This is a genomic window from Arthrobacter sp. KKT183 (assembly GCF_055657625.1).
Map to the genome: position 1 here is coordinate 2,588,588 of NZ_CM145770.1, position 15,584 is coordinate 2,604,171.

Annotated in this window: 25 protein-coding genes; all 25 read right to left on the bottom strand. The window is 61.5% G+C overall.

What is annotated here, in order from left to right; genetic code table 11:
- Positions 1-212: 212 nt before the first annotated feature.
- Entirely contained in the window at positions 213-1,037 is an 825-nt protein-coding gene (gene map, locus ACZ2GY_RS12260; protein WP_471672006.1) for a type I methionyl aminopeptidase, read from the bottom strand.
- Between the two features lie 5 nt (positions 1,038-1,042).
- A complete protein-coding gene (locus ACZ2GY_RS12265) occupies positions 1,043-1,615 on the bottom strand; it encodes an adenylate kinase (RefSeq protein WP_056544060.1) in 573 nt (190 codons plus the stop codon).
- Positions 1,612-2,925, bottom strand: a complete 1,314-nt coding sequence (gene secY, locus ACZ2GY_RS12270; RefSeq protein WP_471672007.1) for a preprotein translocase subunit SecY — start codon at positions 2,923-2,925, stop codon at positions 1,612-1,614. Before secY ends, ACZ2GY_RS12265 begins: the two co-directional genes overlap by 4 nt.
- 257 nt (positions 2,926-3,182) lie before the next feature.
- Positions 3,183-3,731, bottom strand: coding sequence for a 50S ribosomal protein L15 (rplO, locus tag ACZ2GY_RS12275; protein ID WP_277359632.1), 549 nt, complete (start codon positions 3,729-3,731; stop codon positions 3,183-3,185).
- Positions 3,731-3,949, bottom strand: a complete 219-nt coding sequence (gene rpmD / locus ACZ2GY_RS12280; protein WP_056544055.1) for a 50S ribosomal protein L30 — start codon at positions 3,947-3,949, stop codon at positions 3,731-3,733. The genes rplO and rpmD overlap by 1 nt, the downstream gene beginning before the upstream one ends.
- Positions 3,949-4,686 (bottom strand): 30S ribosomal protein S5, encoded by a 738-nt coding sequence (rpsE, locus tag ACZ2GY_RS12285; protein WP_404800762.1) that lies wholly within the window; start codon positions 4,684-4,686, stop codon positions 3,949-3,951. Before rpsE ends, rpmD begins: the two co-directional genes overlap by 1 nt.
- Complete coding sequence (gene rplR, locus ACZ2GY_RS12290; RefSeq protein ID WP_056544049.1) at positions 4,683-5,066, bottom strand: 50S ribosomal protein L18; 384 nt, start codon at positions 5,064-5,066, stop codon at positions 4,683-4,685. The genes rpsE and rplR overlap by 4 nt, the downstream gene beginning before the upstream one ends.
- A gap of 2 nt (positions 5,067-5,068) precedes the next feature.
- Positions 5,069-5,605 carry a 50S ribosomal protein L6 gene (gene rplF / locus ACZ2GY_RS12295; RefSeq protein ID WP_056544046.1) on the bottom strand — a complete coding sequence of 179 codons (537 nt, stop codon included), beginning with the start codon at positions 5,603-5,605 and terminating at the stop codon, positions 5,069-5,071.
- A gap of 20 nt (positions 5,606-5,625) precedes the next feature.
- The gene (gene rpsH, locus ACZ2GY_RS12300; RefSeq protein ID WP_056544043.1) at positions 5,626-6,024 is read right to left on the bottom strand and encodes a 30S ribosomal protein S8; all 399 of its coding nucleotides are present in this window, start codon (positions 6,022-6,024) and stop codon (positions 5,626-5,628) included.
- 95 nt (positions 6,025-6,119) lie between these two features.
- Positions 6,120-6,695, bottom strand: coding sequence for a 50S ribosomal protein L5 (gene rplE / locus ACZ2GY_RS12305; protein WP_056544039.1), 576 nt, complete (start codon positions 6,693-6,695; stop codon positions 6,120-6,122).
- Positions 6,695-7,072 (bottom strand): 50S ribosomal protein L24, encoded by a 378-nt coding sequence (gene rplX, locus ACZ2GY_RS12310; protein ID WP_056544036.1) that lies wholly within the window; start codon positions 7,070-7,072, stop codon positions 6,695-6,697. The genes rplE and rplX overlap by 1 nt, the downstream gene beginning before the upstream one ends.
- Before the next feature lie 2 nt (positions 7,073-7,074).
- Positions 7,075-7,443, bottom strand: coding sequence for a 50S ribosomal protein L14 (rplN, locus tag ACZ2GY_RS12315; RefSeq protein ID WP_056544033.1), 369 nt, complete (start codon positions 7,441-7,443; stop codon positions 7,075-7,077).
- 357 nt (positions 7,444-7,800) lie between these two features.
- Positions 7,801-8,088 (bottom strand): 30S ribosomal protein S17, encoded by a 288-nt coding sequence (gene rpsQ, locus ACZ2GY_RS12320; protein WP_056544030.1) that lies wholly within the window; start codon positions 8,086-8,088, stop codon positions 7,801-7,803.
- Complete coding sequence (rpmC, locus tag ACZ2GY_RS12325; RefSeq protein WP_056544026.1) at positions 8,085-8,432, bottom strand: 50S ribosomal protein L29; 348 nt, start codon at positions 8,430-8,432, stop codon at positions 8,085-8,087. The genes rpsQ and rpmC overlap by 4 nt, the downstream gene beginning before the upstream one ends.
- A 2-nt stretch (positions 8,433-8,434) precedes the next feature.
- Entirely contained in the window at positions 8,435-8,851 is a 417-nt protein-coding gene (rplP, locus tag ACZ2GY_RS12330; RefSeq protein ID WP_056544024.1) for a 50S ribosomal protein L16, read from the bottom strand.
- Positions 8,852-9,712, bottom strand: coding sequence for a 30S ribosomal protein S3 (gene rpsC, locus ACZ2GY_RS12335; protein WP_056544021.1), 861 nt, complete (start codon positions 9,710-9,712; stop codon positions 8,852-8,854).
- A complete protein-coding gene (gene rplV, locus ACZ2GY_RS12340; protein ID WP_056544018.1) occupies positions 9,713-10,078 on the bottom strand; it encodes a 50S ribosomal protein L22 in 366 nt (121 codons plus the stop codon).
- Between the two features lie 39 nt (positions 10,079-10,117).
- Positions 10,118-10,399, bottom strand: a complete 282-nt coding sequence (gene rpsS / locus ACZ2GY_RS12345) for a 30S ribosomal protein S19 (protein WP_011692805.1) — start codon at positions 10,397-10,399, stop codon at positions 10,118-10,120.
- A 12-nt stretch (positions 10,400-10,411) separates the two neighbouring features.
- The gene (gene rplB / locus ACZ2GY_RS12350) at positions 10,412-11,251 is read right to left on the bottom strand and encodes a 50S ribosomal protein L2 (RefSeq protein WP_056544015.1); all 840 of its coding nucleotides are present in this window, start codon (positions 11,249-11,251) and stop codon (positions 10,412-10,414) included.
- 30 nt (positions 11,252-11,281) lie between these two features.
- Positions 11,282-11,587, bottom strand: a complete 306-nt coding sequence (gene rplW, locus ACZ2GY_RS12355) for a 50S ribosomal protein L23 (protein ID WP_056544012.1) — start codon at positions 11,585-11,587, stop codon at positions 11,282-11,284.
- On the bottom strand, positions 11,584-12,222 hold the full coding sequence (rplD, locus tag ACZ2GY_RS12360) for a 50S ribosomal protein L4 (RefSeq protein ID WP_277359144.1): 639 nt from the start codon (positions 12,220-12,222) through the stop codon (positions 11,584-11,586). Before rplD ends, rplW begins: the two co-directional genes overlap by 4 nt.
- A 3-nt stretch (positions 12,223-12,225) precedes the next feature.
- Positions 12,226-12,882 (bottom strand): 50S ribosomal protein L3, encoded by a 657-nt coding sequence (gene rplC / locus ACZ2GY_RS12365; RefSeq protein WP_056544007.1) that lies wholly within the window; start codon positions 12,880-12,882, stop codon positions 12,226-12,228.
- 16 nt (positions 12,883-12,898) lie between these two features.
- Positions 12,899-13,207, bottom strand: coding sequence for a 30S ribosomal protein S10 (gene rpsJ, locus ACZ2GY_RS12370; RefSeq protein ID WP_003803825.1), 309 nt, complete (start codon positions 13,205-13,207; stop codon positions 12,899-12,901).
- Positions 13,208-13,607: 400 nt separating this feature from the next.
- On the bottom strand, positions 13,608-14,210 hold the full coding sequence (locus ACZ2GY_RS12375) for a hypothetical protein (protein ID WP_471672008.1): 603 nt from the start codon (positions 14,208-14,210) through the stop codon (positions 13,608-13,610).
- Positions 14,211-14,284: 74 nt separating this feature from the next.
- Positions 14,285-15,475, bottom strand: coding sequence for an elongation factor Tu (gene tuf, locus ACZ2GY_RS12380; RefSeq protein WP_056544003.1), 1,191 nt, complete (start codon positions 15,473-15,475; stop codon positions 14,285-14,287).
- Between the last annotated feature and the right edge of the window lie 109 nt (positions 15,476-15,584).

Sequence of the window (15,584 nt, forward strand, 5' to 3'; positions counted from 1 at the left end):
CCGCCATTTGCTTCGGCGGTCGGTCTAGGGGTTTTGATTGCCTGACTCCCCCACCCGGGATCGCGAGATCCCGTTCCACCCGCAACGGAGCGATCCGTTCGGAGGAAGGGCGCAAAAGGGCGCAAAAGTAGCGACAACCAACAAATAACTCTACGCTACGGCGTGCCAGAAGTTAAATCCGGCCGCTCTGCCGTGCGTGGTTCCAGCGAACCTCAGTCGAGCGGAGCGACGGTAACGCCTAGTTCCGCCAGCTTCGCGGCGCCGCCGTCAGCTGCGCTGAGAACCCAGATGCCGCCGTCGTGAACTGCCACTGTGTGTTCCCACTGGCAGGCGCGCTTGCCGTCAACAGTGACCACAGTCCAGTCATCGTCCAGGACCGCCGTTTCTACACGTCCCTGAACCAGCATGGGCTCGATCGCGAGGCACAGCCCCGGCTTGATCTTGGGGCCGCGGTGGCTGCTGCGGTAGTTCAGCACGTCCGGGGACTGGTGCATTTCCGTACCGATGCCGTGGCCCACATAGTCCTGCAGGATACCGAGTGCCGGGCCTTCCGCTGCCGAGACGTAGTCGTCGATGGCTGCGCCGATGTCCCCAACGTGCTTGCCGGTGGCCAGCGCAGCAATCCCCCGCCACATGGCTTCCTCAGTGACCCTGGACAGGTGCACGTCCTCCGGACGGGGCGTACCGACGATCACCGTGCGGGCGGAGTCCGAGTGCCAGCCGCGGACGATAGCGCCGCCGTCGATCGAGATGATGTCACCGTCCTGCAGCACATACCCGCCGGGGATGCCGTGGACAACTTCATGGTTCACCGAGGTGCAGATGCTGTTGGGAAAGCCGTGATAGCCGAGGAAGTTGGAGGTGGCGCCGGCGTCCTTGAGAACGCCGGCAAACACCGCGTCCAGCTCGAGGGTGGACATGCCTACCCGTGCGGCAGCGACCGCCTGGTCCAGGGCGTCGGAGAGCACGAGGCCCGCCGCCCGCATAGTCCGGATCTGATCTGCCGACTTGTACTCGACCCGCTGCTGGCGAAACATCGGGGTTACTGCGTTACTTTCAGAGCCGACATGACGCGCTCGGTGACTTCATCGATTGCGCCGATGCCATCAACGCGGGTCACGATGCCGCGTGCCTCGTACTGGGACACAACAGCCTCGGTCTGCTCGTGGTAGAGGTCGAGGCGATGCCGGATGACAACGTCATTGTCATCGGTACGCCCGTCCAGGCGCGCCCGGCCCAGGAGCCGGCGGACCAGTTCCTCGTCATCCGCCGTGAGCTGCAGTACGACGTCGAGGGCCAGGTCATTCTGCTGGAGGATGTCATCCAGCTCGGTCACCTGGGCGGCGGTGCGGGGATAGCCGTCAAGCAGGAAGCCTTCCTGCACATCATCCTCAGTGAGACGGGCGCGGACCATGCTGTTGGTCACGCTGTCCGGAACGAAGTCTCCGGCGTCCATGTACTTTTTGGCTTCAACGCCGAGCGGTGTCTCGTTGCGGACGTTCTCGCGGAAGATATCTCCCGTGGAAATCGCCACCACTCCCAGCCGCTCGGAGATCCGCGCGGCCTGCGTGCCCTTACCGGACCCGGGCGGTCCAATGATGAGCATCCGTGTCATCGCAATAACCCTTCGTAGTGGCGCTGCTGCAGCTGCGCGTCAATTTGCTTCACCGTCTCGAGGCCAACGCCGACCATGATGAGGATCGAGACTCCACCGAACGGGAAGTTCTGGTTTGCATTGATGGCCACGAGCGCGATCAACGGGATGAGCGCAACAAGACCGAGATAGATGGCGCCCGGCAGGGTGATGCGGGACAGGACGTACTGGAGGTACTCAGCGGTAGGCCGCCCCGCCCGGATACCCGGGATAAAGCCGCCGTACTTCTTCATGTTCTCCGACACTTCCTCCGGATTGAACGTGATCGCTACGTAGAAATACGTGAAGAACACGATCATCGCGAAGTACAGCGCCATGTAGAAGGGATGATCACCCGAGGTCAGGTACGTGGTGATCCAGTTGACCCACTCCGGCGGCGGTGTCTGGCCGTCCGTGGGGGTGTTGAACTGGGCAATCAGCGACGGCAGATAGAGCATCGATGATGCGAAGATGACGGGGATGACGCCCGCCATATTGACCTTGATCGGAATGTAGGTGCTGCTGCCTCCCAGCGTGCGGCGGCCGATCATGCGCTTGGCATACTGCACCGGAATACGGCGCTGCGACTGCTCAACGAAGATCACGAGCATCACCGTAACAACGCCGATCAACAGCACGCTGAGGAAGACAGTCCATCCCTGCGTGCGCAGGATCTCACCCAGCGAGCTGGGGAAACCGGCAGCAATCGCCGTGAAGATCAACAGCGACATGCCGTTGCCGACACCGCGCTCAGTGATGAGTTCACCCATCCACATGATGAGGCCGGTACCGGCGGTCAGCGTGATGATGAGCAGAATAATGGTGATGAGGCTGTCGTCCGGGATGATCGGCACCGGACAGTTACCCAGCAATGCACCTGATCGTGCCAGCGACACCAGCGTCGTGGCGTTCAACAGCCCGAGGGCGATTGTCAGATAGCGCGTGTACTGGGTCAGCTGTGCCTGGCCCTGTGCGCCTTCCTGATGCAGTTCCTGGAAGCGTGGGATGACCACACGGAGCAGCTGAGTGATGATGCTGGCCGTGATGTAGGGCATGATCCCGAGAGCAAAGATGGACACCTGCAGCAGCGCACCGCCGCTGAAAAGGTTCACGAACTGGTAGAGGCCGCCCTCTGTGTTGCCGAGCTGCAAACACTGCTGCACGTTGCCGTAGTCAACACCGGGCGCCGGGATGAACGCACCCAAACGGAAAATGGTGATGATTCCCAGCGTGAACAACAGCTTGCGCCGCAAGTCTGGCGTCCGGAAAGCCCGGCCAATAGCGCTAAGCAAGCGTCCTCCTGAATAAGTCTTAGTGGCCCTTCACGGGCAATACACACCAACCGAGTCTAACGGGTGGAACCGGGCGCTAGAGAACCCGGGGAATCAATTGAGCCTGTTAACGAAACAAACTCCTGGCGGACCGGGGATCCCGGCCCACCAAGAGTCTAGTTGCTTCATGAGCTAGATCACAGCCGGCTCCCCTGCCGTCGTCGTCCTGATGTCCTAAGGACGAGCCGAACGACGACGGCGGGGATCGATGCTGGGAACTAGAGCGCCGAGACGGATCCGCCTGCGGCGGTGATCTTCTCTGCAGCGCTGGCGGACACGGCATGAACCTTGACGTCCACCTTGACCGAGAGGTCGCCCGTTCCCAGCACCTTGACGAGCTGGTTCTTGCGCACTGCGCCCTTGGCGATCAGGCTGTCCACGGACACCTCACCGCCTTGGGGGTACAGCTCGTTGAGCTTGTCCAGGTTCACTACCTGGTACTCAACGCGGAACGGGTTCTTGAACCCACGCAGCTTCGGCAGGCGCATGTGCAGCGGCAGCTGCCCACCCGCGAATCCTGCCTTGACCGAGTAGCGCGCCTTGGTGCCCTTGGTGCCACGGCCTGCAGTCTTACCCTTGGAACCTTCACCGCGACCAACGCGGGTCTTTGCGGTTTTGGCTCCGGGGGCGGGACGAAGGTGGTGTACCTTCAGCGCGTGGACGCGGGGCGTGCTCTCAGCAGTTTCCTGAGCAGCAGCAGCCTTGGCAGCAGGCTTGCGGGCCGGCTTCTTCTCGGTGGATTCCTCCACCGTCTTCTTCTCTGCCATTACTTGGCCTCCTCAACCTTCACGAGGTGCGGAACCGTGTTGACCATGCCTACGGTCACTGCGTCAGCGTTGCGGACAACGGTGTGTCCGATCCGCTTCAGACCGAGTGAACGAAGGGTGTCGCGCTGGTTCTGCTTACCGCCAATGACGGACTTGATCTGGGTGATTTCCAGCTTCGCTGAGCTGACAACCACGCGCTTTGGTGTAATAGCAGTCATTACGCACCTGCCTTCTGATCCTGCATAGCGCGCAGCATCGACGTGGAAGCGACCTGGTCGAGCGGCAGACCACGGCGCGCAGCCACTGCCTGCGGCTCTTCGAGCCTCTTCAGCGCGTCAACAGTTGCGTGAACAATGTTGATGGCGTTCGAGGAACCCAGGGACTTGGACAGGACGTCGTGGATACCGACGCATTCCAGAACGGCGCGCACCGGACCACCGGCGATTACACCGGTACCGGGAGATGCGGGACGCAGGAGTACGACGCCGGCCGCTGCCTCACCCTGAACCAGGTGGGGAACGGTGCCGCCGATGCGGGGAACCTTGAAGAAGGACTTCTTGGCTTCCTCTACGCCCTTGGCGATAGCCGAGGGAACTTCCTTGGCCTTGCCGTAGCCGACACCGACCATGCCGTTGCCGTCGCCGACAACAACGAGTGCGGTGAAGCTGAATCGCCGGCCGCCCTTGACGACCTTCGATACGCGGTTGATCGACACCACGCGCTCAACGAACTTGTCTTTGTCATCGCGACCACCGTCACGACCGCCACGACCGCCGTCGCGACCGCCACGACCGCCGTCGCGTCCGCCGCGCTCTCCACGGCGACCGCCACCGCCGCGGCGATCGTCAGTAGCTGACGCCGTCTCGGTGGAACCGGCCGCGGGAGCAACAGTCGCAGCCTCCTCAGCCTTTGCAGTATTCAATGAGGCTTCCTTTGCGTTGTTCTGCTCGGTCACAGTGCCAGCCCACCTTCACGTGCGCCGTCTGCGATTGCGGCAACCCGGCCGTGGTACTTGTTACCACCACGGTCGAATACGACTGCCTCAATGCCCGCAGCCTTTGCCCGCTCAGCAACGAGCTCGCCAACGCGCTTGGCCTTGGCGGTCTTGTCGCCGTCGAACGAACGCAGGTCCGCCTCGAGGGTCGAAGCCGATGCGACAGTCATGCCCTTGGTGTCGTCGACAACCTGCACGAAGATGTGACGGGCTGAACGGTTGACTACCAGACGGGGACGAACAGCCGTACCGGTGATGCGCTTGCGGACCCGAAGGTGGCGCCGCCCGCGCTGGGCGGACTTGCTCTTCGACGTGCGCTTCTTGTTGATGCTCAGTGTCATGGTTACTTACCAGCCTTTCCGACCTTGCGGCGAATAATTTCGCCCGCGTAGCGGATGCCCTTGCCCTTATAGGGATCCGGACGGCGCAGCTTGCGGATGTTCGCAGCAACTTCGCCGACCTGCTGCTTGTTGATGCCGGAGACGGACACCTTGGTGGGGCTGTCCACGGTGAGCGTGATGCCCTCCGGGGCCTTCACGGCCACGGGGTGGCTGTAGCCCAGTGCGAACTCCAGGTCTGAACCCTTGGCCTGCACACGGTAACCGGTGCCGACAATCTCAAGGTTCTTCTTGTAGCCCTCGGTCACTCCAACGATCATGTTGGAGATCAGGGTGCGGGTCAGGCCGTGCAGCGAACGCGCTTCGCGCTCGTCATTCGGGCGGGAGACGGTGATGGTGCTTTCCTCAAGCGATACCTGGATGGGGCTGGCTACAGAGTGGCTCAGCTCGCCCTTGGATCCCTTGACGGACACAACACTGCCGTCAACCTTGACCTCAACGCCTGCGGGCACGGTGATGGGGAGACGTCCAATACGTGACATGTTTCTCTTTCCCTTTCCCGCTACCAGACGTAGGCGAGGACTTCCCCACCTACACCCTTCTTGGCTGCCTGGCGGTCTGTGAGCAGACCGGAGGACGTGGACAGGATGGCAATGCCCAGTCCGCCCAGTACGTGCGGCAGATTGGTGGACTTTGCGTAGACGCGCAGGCCCGGCTTGGAGATGCGCCGGATGCCCGCGATGGAGCGCTGACGGTCGGGACCGAACTTGAGGTCGATCGTGAGCTTCTTGCCCACCTCAGCCTCTTCTTCCTTCCAGCCGCCGATGTAACCTTCGGCCTTCAGGATGTCGGCAACGCGTGCCTTCAGCTTGCTGTATGGCATGGACACGGTGTCGTGGTATGCCGAGTTGGCGTTGCGGAGACGCGTAAGCATGTCTGCAACTGGATCTGTCATTGTCATTGGGCTCTAGCCCTTCCTCGGAACGGTTTCCGCTACTCCGGTGAGAATCAGCATCAGCTGGTCAGACCCCGGAACGGACCTGCAACGTAGTTGAATTAGTCTTCGGATTTGAACGGGAAGCCGAGCGCCTTGAGCAGGGCGCGGCCTTCGGCGTCAGTCTTGGCAGTGGTCACAACGGTGATGTCCATGCCGCGGACACGGTCAATCTTGTCCTGGTCGATCTCGTGGAACATTGACTGCTCCGTGAGACCGAAGGTGTAGTTGCCGTTGCCGTCGAACTGGCGCCCGTTGAGGCCGCGGAAGTCGCGGATACGGGGCAGTGCCAGTGAGACCAGGCGGTCGACGAATTCCCACATGCGATCTCCACGCAGAGTTGCGTGTGCACCGATCGGCATTCCTTCGCGGAGCTTGAACTGCGCGATGGACTTCCGTGCCTTGGTGACCTGCGGCTTCTGGCCGGTGATCTGGGTGAGGTCGCGGACCGCACCGTCGATAAGCTTGGAGTCCTTCGCGGCATCTCCAACACCCATGTTCACAACGACCTTGACCAGCCGGGGAACCTGGTTGACGTTGCTGTAGCTGAATTCCTCCAGCAGCGTCGACTTGATTTCCGATGCGTAGCGGGCCTTGAGGCGGGGGGTGATCTTTGTTTCTACGGCTTCAGCAGTCATTACAGATCCTTCCCTGATGCCTTGGCGACGCGGATGCGGACCGTGCGCTCACGGCCGTCCCGCTCCACGGTTTCGGTGCGGTAGCCGACTCGGGTGGGCTTCTTGCTCTCCGGGTCTACCACTGCGACGTTACTGATGTGGATGGAAGCCTCAACGGTCTCGATGCCACCGGTCTGGGTGCCGCGCTGCGTCTGCCCAGCCTTGGTGTGCTTCGTGATGCGGTTGATGCCTTCGACCAGTACACGGTTGCTCTCAGGGAATACCTTGAGGACCTTGCCCTGCTTGCCGCGGTCTCCGCCGCGCTCCTGCTTGGCACCGGTGATGACCTGAACGAGGTCACCCTTCTTGATCTTCAGCTTCGATCGGGTCTGAGCCATGACTACAGCACCTCCGGGGCCAGTGAAATGATCTTCATGAAGCGCTTGTCGCGGAGTTCGCGACCGACCGGACCGAAGATACGGGTACCACGGGGATCGCCGTCAGCCTTGAGGATCACGGCAGCGTTCTCGTCGAACTTGATGTAGGAACCATCCGCACGGCGGCGTTCCTTCTTGGTGCGGACGATGACGGCCTTGACCACATCGCCCTTCTTGACGTTCCCACCAGGGATGGCGTCTTTGACGGTGGCGACGATTACGTCGCCAATTCCTGCGTAGCGACGTCCGGATCCACCGAGAACACGAATGGTAAGGATTTCCTTAGCACCGGTGTTGTCGGCGATCTTGAGTCGCGACTCTTGCTGAATCACTATCTACTCCTTGCGTCGCGCCGGTTCTCAGACCGAAATAATGCATACGGAATGAGCCTTGCGGAACGGTTGATCGGGGTGTCTCTGGACCCACCTGGATTTTGCCAGGGATGAGCCTAAACGCCCGTGCCCGAGGCATTTACCTCCCAGGCGCCGCAGCGCAGGGAAGTACTATGCCGGAGCACGATTGTTTACGAGGTTTCATGCTGACGCTCGAGGTGTACAGACCAAATCTGCACGGAAGGCGCCATACAAACTCAATATCCTAGCACGTATTGAAACGCAAACAGTCCCCCGTTCCGCGAGGAACGAGGGACTGCCGTTGTCGACGAGTCGACAGAGCTTGCCTTTGCGGCCTTACTTGGCCTTTTCCAGGATCTCCACCAGGCGCCACCGCTTGGTAGCGGACAGCGGGCGGGTCTCGCTGATCAGAACCATATCGCCGATGCCGGCGCTGTTCTGCTCATCGTGGACCTTGACCTTGGAGCTGCGGCGCAGGACCTTGCCGTAGAGGGCGTGCTTAACACGATCCTCAACCTGCACGACAACCGTCTTGTCCATCTTGTCCGACACGACGTAGCCGCGGCGGGTCTTACGGTGACCGCGGGCGTCAGCCTCTACAGTGCCGTTCTTCTCTTCACTCATTTGGCATCCTCCTCAGAAGCCTGTGTTTCCACGGACTTTTCGTCCTTTGTGGAGGCAGCCTTGGAACCCTTCGATTTCTTGCCGGCCTTTTCAGTCTTCGCTTCTTCTACCGGGGCTACGACGTCGGGCCGCAGTCCCAGCTCGCGCTCACGCAGCACGGTGTAGATGCGGGCGATATCCCGCTTCACCGAGCGCAGGCGGCCGTGGTTTTCAAGCTGACCGGTGGCTGACTGGAAGCGCAGGTTGAACAGCTCTTCCTTAGCCTTGGCGAGTTCCTCCACCAGACGGTCCTTATCGAACCCATCCAGCTGGTCGGTTGCCAGTTCCTTTGAACCGAGTGCCATGACTATTCACCACCCTCACGACGCACGATACGTGCCTTCAACGGCAGCTTATGGATCGCCAGGCGCAGGGCCTCGCGAGCTACCTCTTCATTGACACCGGAGAGTTCAAAGAGAACGCGCCCCGGCTTGACGTTGGCGACCCACCACTCAGGGGAACCCTTACCGGAACCCATACGGGTTTCAGCAGGCTTCTTGGTCAGCGGACGGTCAGGGTAGATGTTGATCCACACCTTTCCGCCACGCTTGATGTGACGGGTCATTGCGATACGCGCAGATTCGATCTGGCGGTTGGTGACGTATGCCGGGCTCAGAGCCTGGATACCCCACTCACCGAAGCTGACCTCCGTGCCGCCGGTAGCAGCGCCCGAACGACCGGGGTGGTGCTGCTTACGGAACTTCACTCGACGTGGGATAAGCATTTAAGCCTGTCCTCCTTCCGCTGCAGCAGCGGACTCAGCCGGTGCGGACTCGGCGGGAGCAGCGTTAGCTTCACCCTGACCTGCACCGCGATCGGTATTACGACGACGACGGTCGCCTCCGCGATCGCCGCCGCGGTCAGCGCCGGCAGGGCCACGGCCCGGACGGTCTCCGCCACCACGGCCACGCGACGGTGCTGCGGCAGCCTGGGCTGCGAGCTCCTTGGCGGTGACGTCGCCCTTGTAGATCCATACCTTCACGCCGATGCGGCCGAAGGTGGTCTTGGCTTCGAAGAAGCCGTAGTCGATGTTCGCGCGGAGGGTGTGCAGGGGCACACGGCCTTCGCGGTAGAACTCCGAGCGGCTCATTTCCGCGCCGCCGAGGCGGCCGGAGCACTGTACGCGGATGCCCTTGGCACCGGCACGCTGTGCCGACTGCATGGCCTTCTTCATTGCGCGGCGGAAGGCCACACGTGAAGAGAGCTGCTCAGCTACGCCCTGGGCAACCAGCTGCGCCTCGATCTCGGGGTTCTTGACCTCGAGGATGTTCAGCTGAACCTGCTTGCCGGTGAGCTTCTCGAGCTCGCCGCGGATGCGATCCGCTTCGGCGCCGCGGCGGCCGATGACGATACCCGGGCGAGCCGTGTGGATATCCACACGAACGCGGTCGCGGGTGCGCTCGATCTCAACCTTGGCGATGCCGGCGCGGTCCATGCCTGTGGACATGAGCTGACGGATCTTGATGTCCTCGCGGACGAAGTCCTTGTAGCGCTGGCCCGGCTTGTTGCTGTCAGCAAACCAGTGTGACCGGTGGTCAGTGGTGATGCCGAGTCGGAACCCGTGCGGGTTTACTTTCTGTCCCACTTAGCGAGCCTCCACTTTCTCAGGGGTAGCGACTACCACAGTGACGTGGCTGGTCCGCTTCTTGATCTGAAATGCACGACCCTGAGCTCGCGGCTGGAACCGCTTCATGGTCGGGCCTTCATCAACAAACGCTTCGCTGATGATGAGGTCGCCTTCGTCGAACGCCACGCCGTCGCGGTCCGCGAGGACCCGTGCGTTGGCGATCGCCGACTGTACTACCTTGAAAACCGGCTCCGAAGCTGCCTGGGGGGCAAACTTCAGGATTGCCAGAGCCTCATTCGCTTGCTTACCACGAACAAGGTTGACGACGCGCCGGGCCTTCATAGGCGTTACGCGCAGATGACGCGCAATAGCCTTGGCTTCCATTGCTTTCCTTCTCTCGTCTTAGCCGTAGAAACAGGCGCCTTAGCGGCGCTTGCCCTTGCGGTCGTCCTTCACATGGCCGCGGAATGTCCGCGTGGGAGCGAATTCGCCGAGCTTGTGCCCGACCATCGACTCGGTGACAAACACCGGAATGTGCTTGCGCCCGTCATGCACGGCAATGGTGTGGCCGAGCATGTCCGGGATGATCATGGAACGGCGGGACCACGTCTTGATGACGTTCTTGGTGCCCTTCTCGTTCTCGCGGTCCACCTTGACGAACAGGTGCTGATCGACGAAGGGGCCTTTCTTCAGGCTGCGTGGCATGTTTCCAGGCTCCTATCGCTTGTTCTTGCCGGAACGACGGCGACGCACAATGAGCGAGTCGCTTTCTTTGTTGGGACGGCGGGTACGGCCTTCGGCCTTACCGTTCGGGTTGACCGGGTGACGTCCACCGGAGGTCTTGCCTTCACCACCACCGTGCGGGTGATCGACAGGGTTCATCGCAACACCGCGGACGGTCGGGCGAACGCCCTTCCAGCGCATGCGGCCTGCCTTGCCCCAGTTGATGTTCGACTGCTCGGCATTGCCGACCTCGCCGATGGTGGCGCGGCAGCGCACATCAACGTTGCGGATTTCACCGGACGGCAGGCGAAGCTGCGCGAAGCGGCCTTCCTTGGCAACGAGCTGGACCGATGCCCCTGCGGAACGTGCCATCTTGGCACCGCCGCCGGGACGAAGCTCAACAGCGTGAATAACAGTACCCACGGGGATGTTGCGCATCGGCAGGTTGTTGCCGGGCTTGATGTCGGCGCCGGGGCCGGCCTCAACATTGTCACCCTGCTTCAGCTTGTTCGGCGCGATGATGTAGCGCTTCGTGCCGTCGATGTAGTGCAGGAGTGCAATGCGGGCGGTGCGGTTGGGATCGTATTCGATCTCAGCGACGCGCGCGTTGACACCGTCCTTGTCATGACGACGGAAGTCGATGAGACGGTACTGACGCTTGTGTCCACCACCCTTGTGACGGGTAGTGATCTTTCCGGAGTTGTTACGGCCGCCCTTTTTGGGGAGCGGACGCACCAGGGATTTCTCCGGCGTCGACCGTGTGATTTCTGCGAAGTCGGCAACGCTCGAGCCGCGACGGCCCGGGGTTGTCGGCTTGTATTTACGGATAGCCATTTTTCAGTTCCTCGTTAAAGTGGTCTCCGCTCAGCTGAGCGGACCGCCGAAGATGTCGATCGTGCCTTCTTTGAGGGTGACAATTGCGCGCTTGGTGTCCTTGCGCTGTCCCCATCCGAAGCGGGTGCGCTTACGCTTCCCTACACGGTTGATGGTGTTGATCGAGTCGACCTTGACGGAGAAAATCTTCTCCACGGCCAGCTTGATCTCGGTCTTGTTGGAGCGTGGGTCGACCAGGAAGGTGTACTTTCCTTCGTCGATCAGGCCGTAGCTCTTCTCCGACACGACGGGTGCAATGACGACGTCGCGAGGATCCTTGGTGATGGAGCCACTCACTTGGCGTCCTCCTCAGTTGTGATGTCGGCGTCAGCGGCCTGGGCCGTACCCACAAAGGTGTCGTAGGCAGCTTTCGTGAAGATCACGTCATCCGCTACGAGTACGTCGTAGGTGTTCAGCTGATCCACGTACAGCGTGTGGACCTCAACCAGGTTGCGCACAGACAGTGCGGCCTGATCGTTTGAACGCTCGATGACAACCAGCAGGTTGGGACGCTCCGAGATGCCTCGCAGCGTTGCCATTGCGGCCTTGGTCGAGGGCTTCTCGCCGCCGGCCAGTGACTCGATGACGTGGATACGCCCGTTGCGTGCCCGGTCAGACAGGGCACCGCGCAGGGCCGCAGCCTTCATCTTCTTGGGTGTGCGCTGGCTGTAGTCACGCGGCGTGGGTCCGTGAACCACGCCACCACCGGTCATGTGTGGTGCGCGGATCGAGCCCTGGCGTGCGCGGCCGGTGCCCTTCTGCTTGAACGGCTTGCGGCCGGCTCCGCTGACCTCGGCGCGTGTCTTGGTCTTGTGCGTGCCCTGGCGGGCGGCAGCAAGCTGGGCCACGACGACCTGGTGCAGCAGCGGAACGTTGGTCTGTGCGTCGAAGATCTCGGCGGGGAGATCGACGTTCAGAGTCTTGGTAGCCATGACTTATGCTCCCTTCACGGCGGTGCGTACGAGTACGACCTGTCCGCGGGCGCCGGGGACAGCGCCCTTGATCAGCAGCAGCGACTTCTCGACGTCCACAGCGTGAACGGTGAGGTTCAGCGTGGTCTGGCGAACGGCACCCATACGGCCTGCCATTTTCATACCCTTGAAGACGCGGCTGGGGGTGGAGGCGCCACCGATCGAGCCGGGCTTGCGGTGGTTCTTGTGCGCACCGTGCGAGGCTCCAACGCCGTGGAAGCCGTGACGCTTCATGACGCCCGCGAAGCCCTTGCCCTTGGTCTTGCCGATGACGTCGACCTGCTGGCCGGCTTCGAACAGCTCAACGGAGAGTTCCTGGCCGAGCGAGTAGGAATCGACATCGGATGTACGCAGCTCAACGACGTGGCGGCGAGGCGTGACGCCTGCCTTCTCGAAGTGACCTGCGAGCGGCTTGGTGACCTTGCGCGGATCGATCTGGCCGAAGCCGATCTGGACGGCGCTGTAGCCGTCAGCGGCGGCGGTGCGCAGCTGCGTGATGACGTTGGAGTCAGCCTGCAGGACCGTCACCGGTACGAGGAGGTTGTTTTCATCCCAGACCTGGGTCATGCCGAGCTTGGTAGCCAGCAGTCCCTTGACCTGGCGCGTAAGCGAAGTAGACATAGTTATCTTCTCTCCCTTACAGCTTGATCTCGATGTTCACGTCCGCGGGAAGGTCGAGGCGCATGAGCGAGTCGACGGCCTTGGGCGTGGGGTCAATGATGTCGATCAGACGCTTGTGCGTGCGCATTTCAAAGTGCTCGCGGCTGTCCTTGTACTTGTGCGGCGACCGGATAACGCAGTAAACGTTCTTTTCCGTGGGCAGCGGCACGGGGCCTACTACCGTTGCGCCTGCGCGCGTCACCGTCTCAACGATCTTCCGAGCTGAAACGTCAATGACCTCGTGGTCATACGACTTCAGCCGGATGCGGATCTTTTGTCCCGCCATGGCGTCTCGACTCTCTCTCTTCATGTAGAGCGCCACCGTGCGGTGACGTTCCTGGCTACGTACAATGCGCCTGTTGTTATGGCGCTCCTCCAGCAGACTGAATCCGGATACTTCCGGGTTCCTCACCCTGCCGAGGCTCCGACCCCCGCGCTCGGGCGTGTCGCGTATCTTCTGCAAAAGAAAGCGAAGAATGCCGCATGGAACCGAGCTTGTCGATTGGGGTGGGTTATATTTGGGCCAGCTTCCGCGGCGGATGCGACCCTGCGTCAGGCATTATCCTGACCGGGACTACAGCTCAAACCGCGCGCACAGGCGCTTGAACAACTCATTTAGTCTGCCAGATTATGCAGCACATTGCGAATCCGGCCCTGTGTCAGCTTGCCCACACGCCGTCCCGGTGCTATCGGGAACGCACGCCCTCGCGCTTCAGAGCGAGCTTGGCCAACCGCTCAAGGTCCGCTGGATCACCTTCACGCCAGGCGCGGACCGGGTCAACGGACACCTTCTGAAGCTGGGAGGGCTTCGCAAGGACCAGGGCCCGCAGCGCAAGGAGCTCCATCCCCCCGGCCTCGCGACTCAAACGCCGCGCCCGTGTTGACCGTACAACAAACTGCACCCGGGGAACCAGCCAGAGCGGAATGAGGACCAGAACCGGGAGCAGGAAGATAGCCCACCCCACGACGGCCGCGGCCTGCGCAACCGAGTTCTGCTGGTCCTGGCCGGCATTGACGAAAAACGCGCCGGCTTCCGCAGCACTTAGGAACGGCGCGCTTGCCTGGTCCCCGATGAGGGGCACTCCCCCGATGCGCTCCGCAGCATCACTCATCGAGGAGTGGAAACCGCTTCCGGCATCTTCCATGCCGCGCCCGAACACAGCGAGCCCCGAGACAGCTTCGAAAGTTGCGCGCGAGAAAAGCCAGGCGACGACGACGACAGCTATGGCACATAGATCAGTGAGGACCTGCCAACCGCGCTGCAGGGGGACGCTTGAGTAAATTTGCACCGCATAACTCTACGGCAGAAAGACGAAAGGCCCCGCTGCGTAACGCAGCGGGGCCTTTCCAGGTAGTTCAGGAACTACTTGTTGATCTTGGTAACGCGACCTGATCCAACGGTGCGGCCGCCTTCGCGGATCGCGAAGCCGAGGCCTTCTTCCATGGCGATGGGCTGGATGAGCGCAACTGTCATCTCAGTGTTGTCGCCAGGCATGACCATCTCGGTGCCCTCGGGGAGGGTGATGACACCGGTGACGTCAGTGGTACGGAAGTAGAACTGCGGACGGTAGTTGGAGTAGAACGGGTTGTGACGACCGCCCTCGTCCTTGGCCAGGATGTAGACGTTGGCTTCGAAATCGGTGTGCGGGGTGATCGAACCCGGCTTGACGATAACCTGGCCACGCTCTACGTCTTCGCGCTTGATACCGCGAAGCAGCAGACCACAGTTCTCGCCGGCCCAGGCCTCGTCGAGCTGCTTGTGGAACATCTCGATACCGGTAACCGTGGTCTTCTGGACCGGACGGATTCCGACGATCTCGATTTCCGAGTTGATCTTCAGGGTTCCGCGCTCGGCGCGGCCCGTGACAACGGTTCCACGACCGGTGATAGTGAAAACATCCTCAACCGGCATCAGGAACGGCTTGTCCTTGTCGCGGACGGGGTCCGGAACGCTGTTGTCCACAGCGTCCATCAGGTCCTCGACGGACTTGACCCACTCGGGGTCCCCTTCGAGAGCCTTCAGGCCGGAAACGCGCACCACAGGTGCATCGTCGCCGTCGAAGCCCTGCGCACTGAGCAGCTCGCGAACTTCCATCTCCACGAGGTCGAGCAGTTCCTCATCCTCGACCATGTCGGACTTGTTCAGCGCGACCAGCAGGTAGGGAACACCAACCTGGCGGGCAAGCAGAACGTGCTCGCGGGTCTGGGCCATCGGGCCGTCGGTCGCAGCAACCACAAGGATTGCTCCGTCCATCTGCGCGGCACCGGTGATCATGTTCTTGATGTAGTCAGCGTGGCCGGGAGCGTCTACGTGTGCATAGTGGCGCTTCTCGGTCTGGTACTCAACATGCGAGATGTTGATGGTGATGCCGCGCTGCTTCTCCTCGGGAGCCGAGTCGATGGACGCGAAGTCCCGTGCCTCGTTGAGGTTGGGGTACTTGTCATACAGCACCTTGGAAATGGCAGCCGTCAACGTGGTCTTTCCATGGTCAACGTGACCAATGGTGCCGATGTTAACGTGCGGCTTAGTCCGCTCGAACTTTGCCTTCGCCACGGGTTCCTCCTAGAACGTTTTTAGAAGACTTACTCCCCAGCCACGCTTTTCGCGGCTGAAACTCATGCAAGTCTACTGGGGGCTTTTATTTTGGTGAAATTACTGTCCG

Coding starts and splice junctions, on each gene's coding strand:
- rpsH (WP_056544043.1), bottom strand. CDS start 6,024: ATGACAATGACAGATCCAGTTGCAGACATGCTTACGCGTCTCCGCAAC.
- rpsQ (WP_056544030.1), bottom strand. CDS start 8,088: ATGAGTGAAGAGAAGAACGGCACTGTAGAGGCTGACGCCCGCGGTCAC.
- rplP (WP_056544024.1), bottom strand. CDS start 8,851: ATGCTTATCCCACGTCGAGTGAAGTTCCGTAAGCAGCACCACCCCGGT.
- rpmC (WP_056544026.1), bottom strand. CDS start 8,432: ATGGCACTCGGTTCAAAGGAACTGGCAACCGACCAGCTGGATGGGTTC.
- rplE (WP_056544039.1), bottom strand. CDS start 6,695: ATGACTGCTGAAGCCGTAGAAACAAAGATCACCCCCCGCCTCAAGGCC.
- rplF (WP_056544046.1), bottom strand. CDS start 5,605: ATGTCACGTATTGGACGTCTCCCCATCACCGTGCCCGCAGGCGTTGAG.
- rplX (WP_056544036.1), bottom strand. CDS start 7,072: ATGGCTCAGACCCGATCGAAGCTGAAGATCAAGAAGGGTGACCTCGTT.
- rplO (WP_277359632.1), bottom strand. CDS start 3,731: ATGGCAGAGAAGAAGACGGTGGAGGAATCCACCGAGAAGAAGCCGGCC.
- rpmD (WP_056544055.1), bottom strand. CDS start 3,949: ATGACTGCTATTACACCAAAGCGCGTGGTTGTCAGCTCAGCGAAGCTG.
- rplD (WP_277359144.1), bottom strand. CDS start 12,222: ATGGCTACCAAGACTCTGAACGTCGATCTCCCCGCCGAGATCTTCGAC.
- map (WP_471672006.1), bottom strand. CDS start 1,037: ATGTTTCGCCAGCAGCGGGTCGAGTACAAGTCGGCAGATCAGATCCGG.
- rplC (WP_056544007.1), bottom strand. CDS start 12,882: ATGTCTACTTCGCTTACGCGCCAGGTCAAGGGACTGCTGGCTACCAAG.
- rplV (WP_056544018.1), bottom strand. CDS start 10,078: ATGGAAGCCAAGGCTATTGCGCGTCATCTGCGCGTAACGCCTATGAAG.
- rpsJ (WP_003803825.1), bottom strand. CDS start 13,207: ATGGCGGGACAAAAGATCCGCATCCGGCTGAAGTCGTATGACCACGAG.
- ACZ2GY_RS12265 (WP_056544060.1), bottom strand. CDS start 1,615: ATGACACGGATGCTCATCATTGGACCGCCCGGGTCCGGTAAGGGCACG.
- rplR (WP_056544049.1), bottom strand. CDS start 5,066: ATGACACTGAGCATCAACAAGAAGCGCACGTCGAAGAGCAAGTCCGCC.
- rpsS (WP_011692805.1), bottom strand. CDS start 10,399: ATGCCACGCAGCCTGAAGAAAGGCCCCTTCGTCGATCAGCACCTGTTC.
- rplB (WP_056544015.1), bottom strand. CDS start 11,251: ATGGCTATCCGTAAATACAAGCCGACAACCCCGGGCCGTCGCGGCTCG.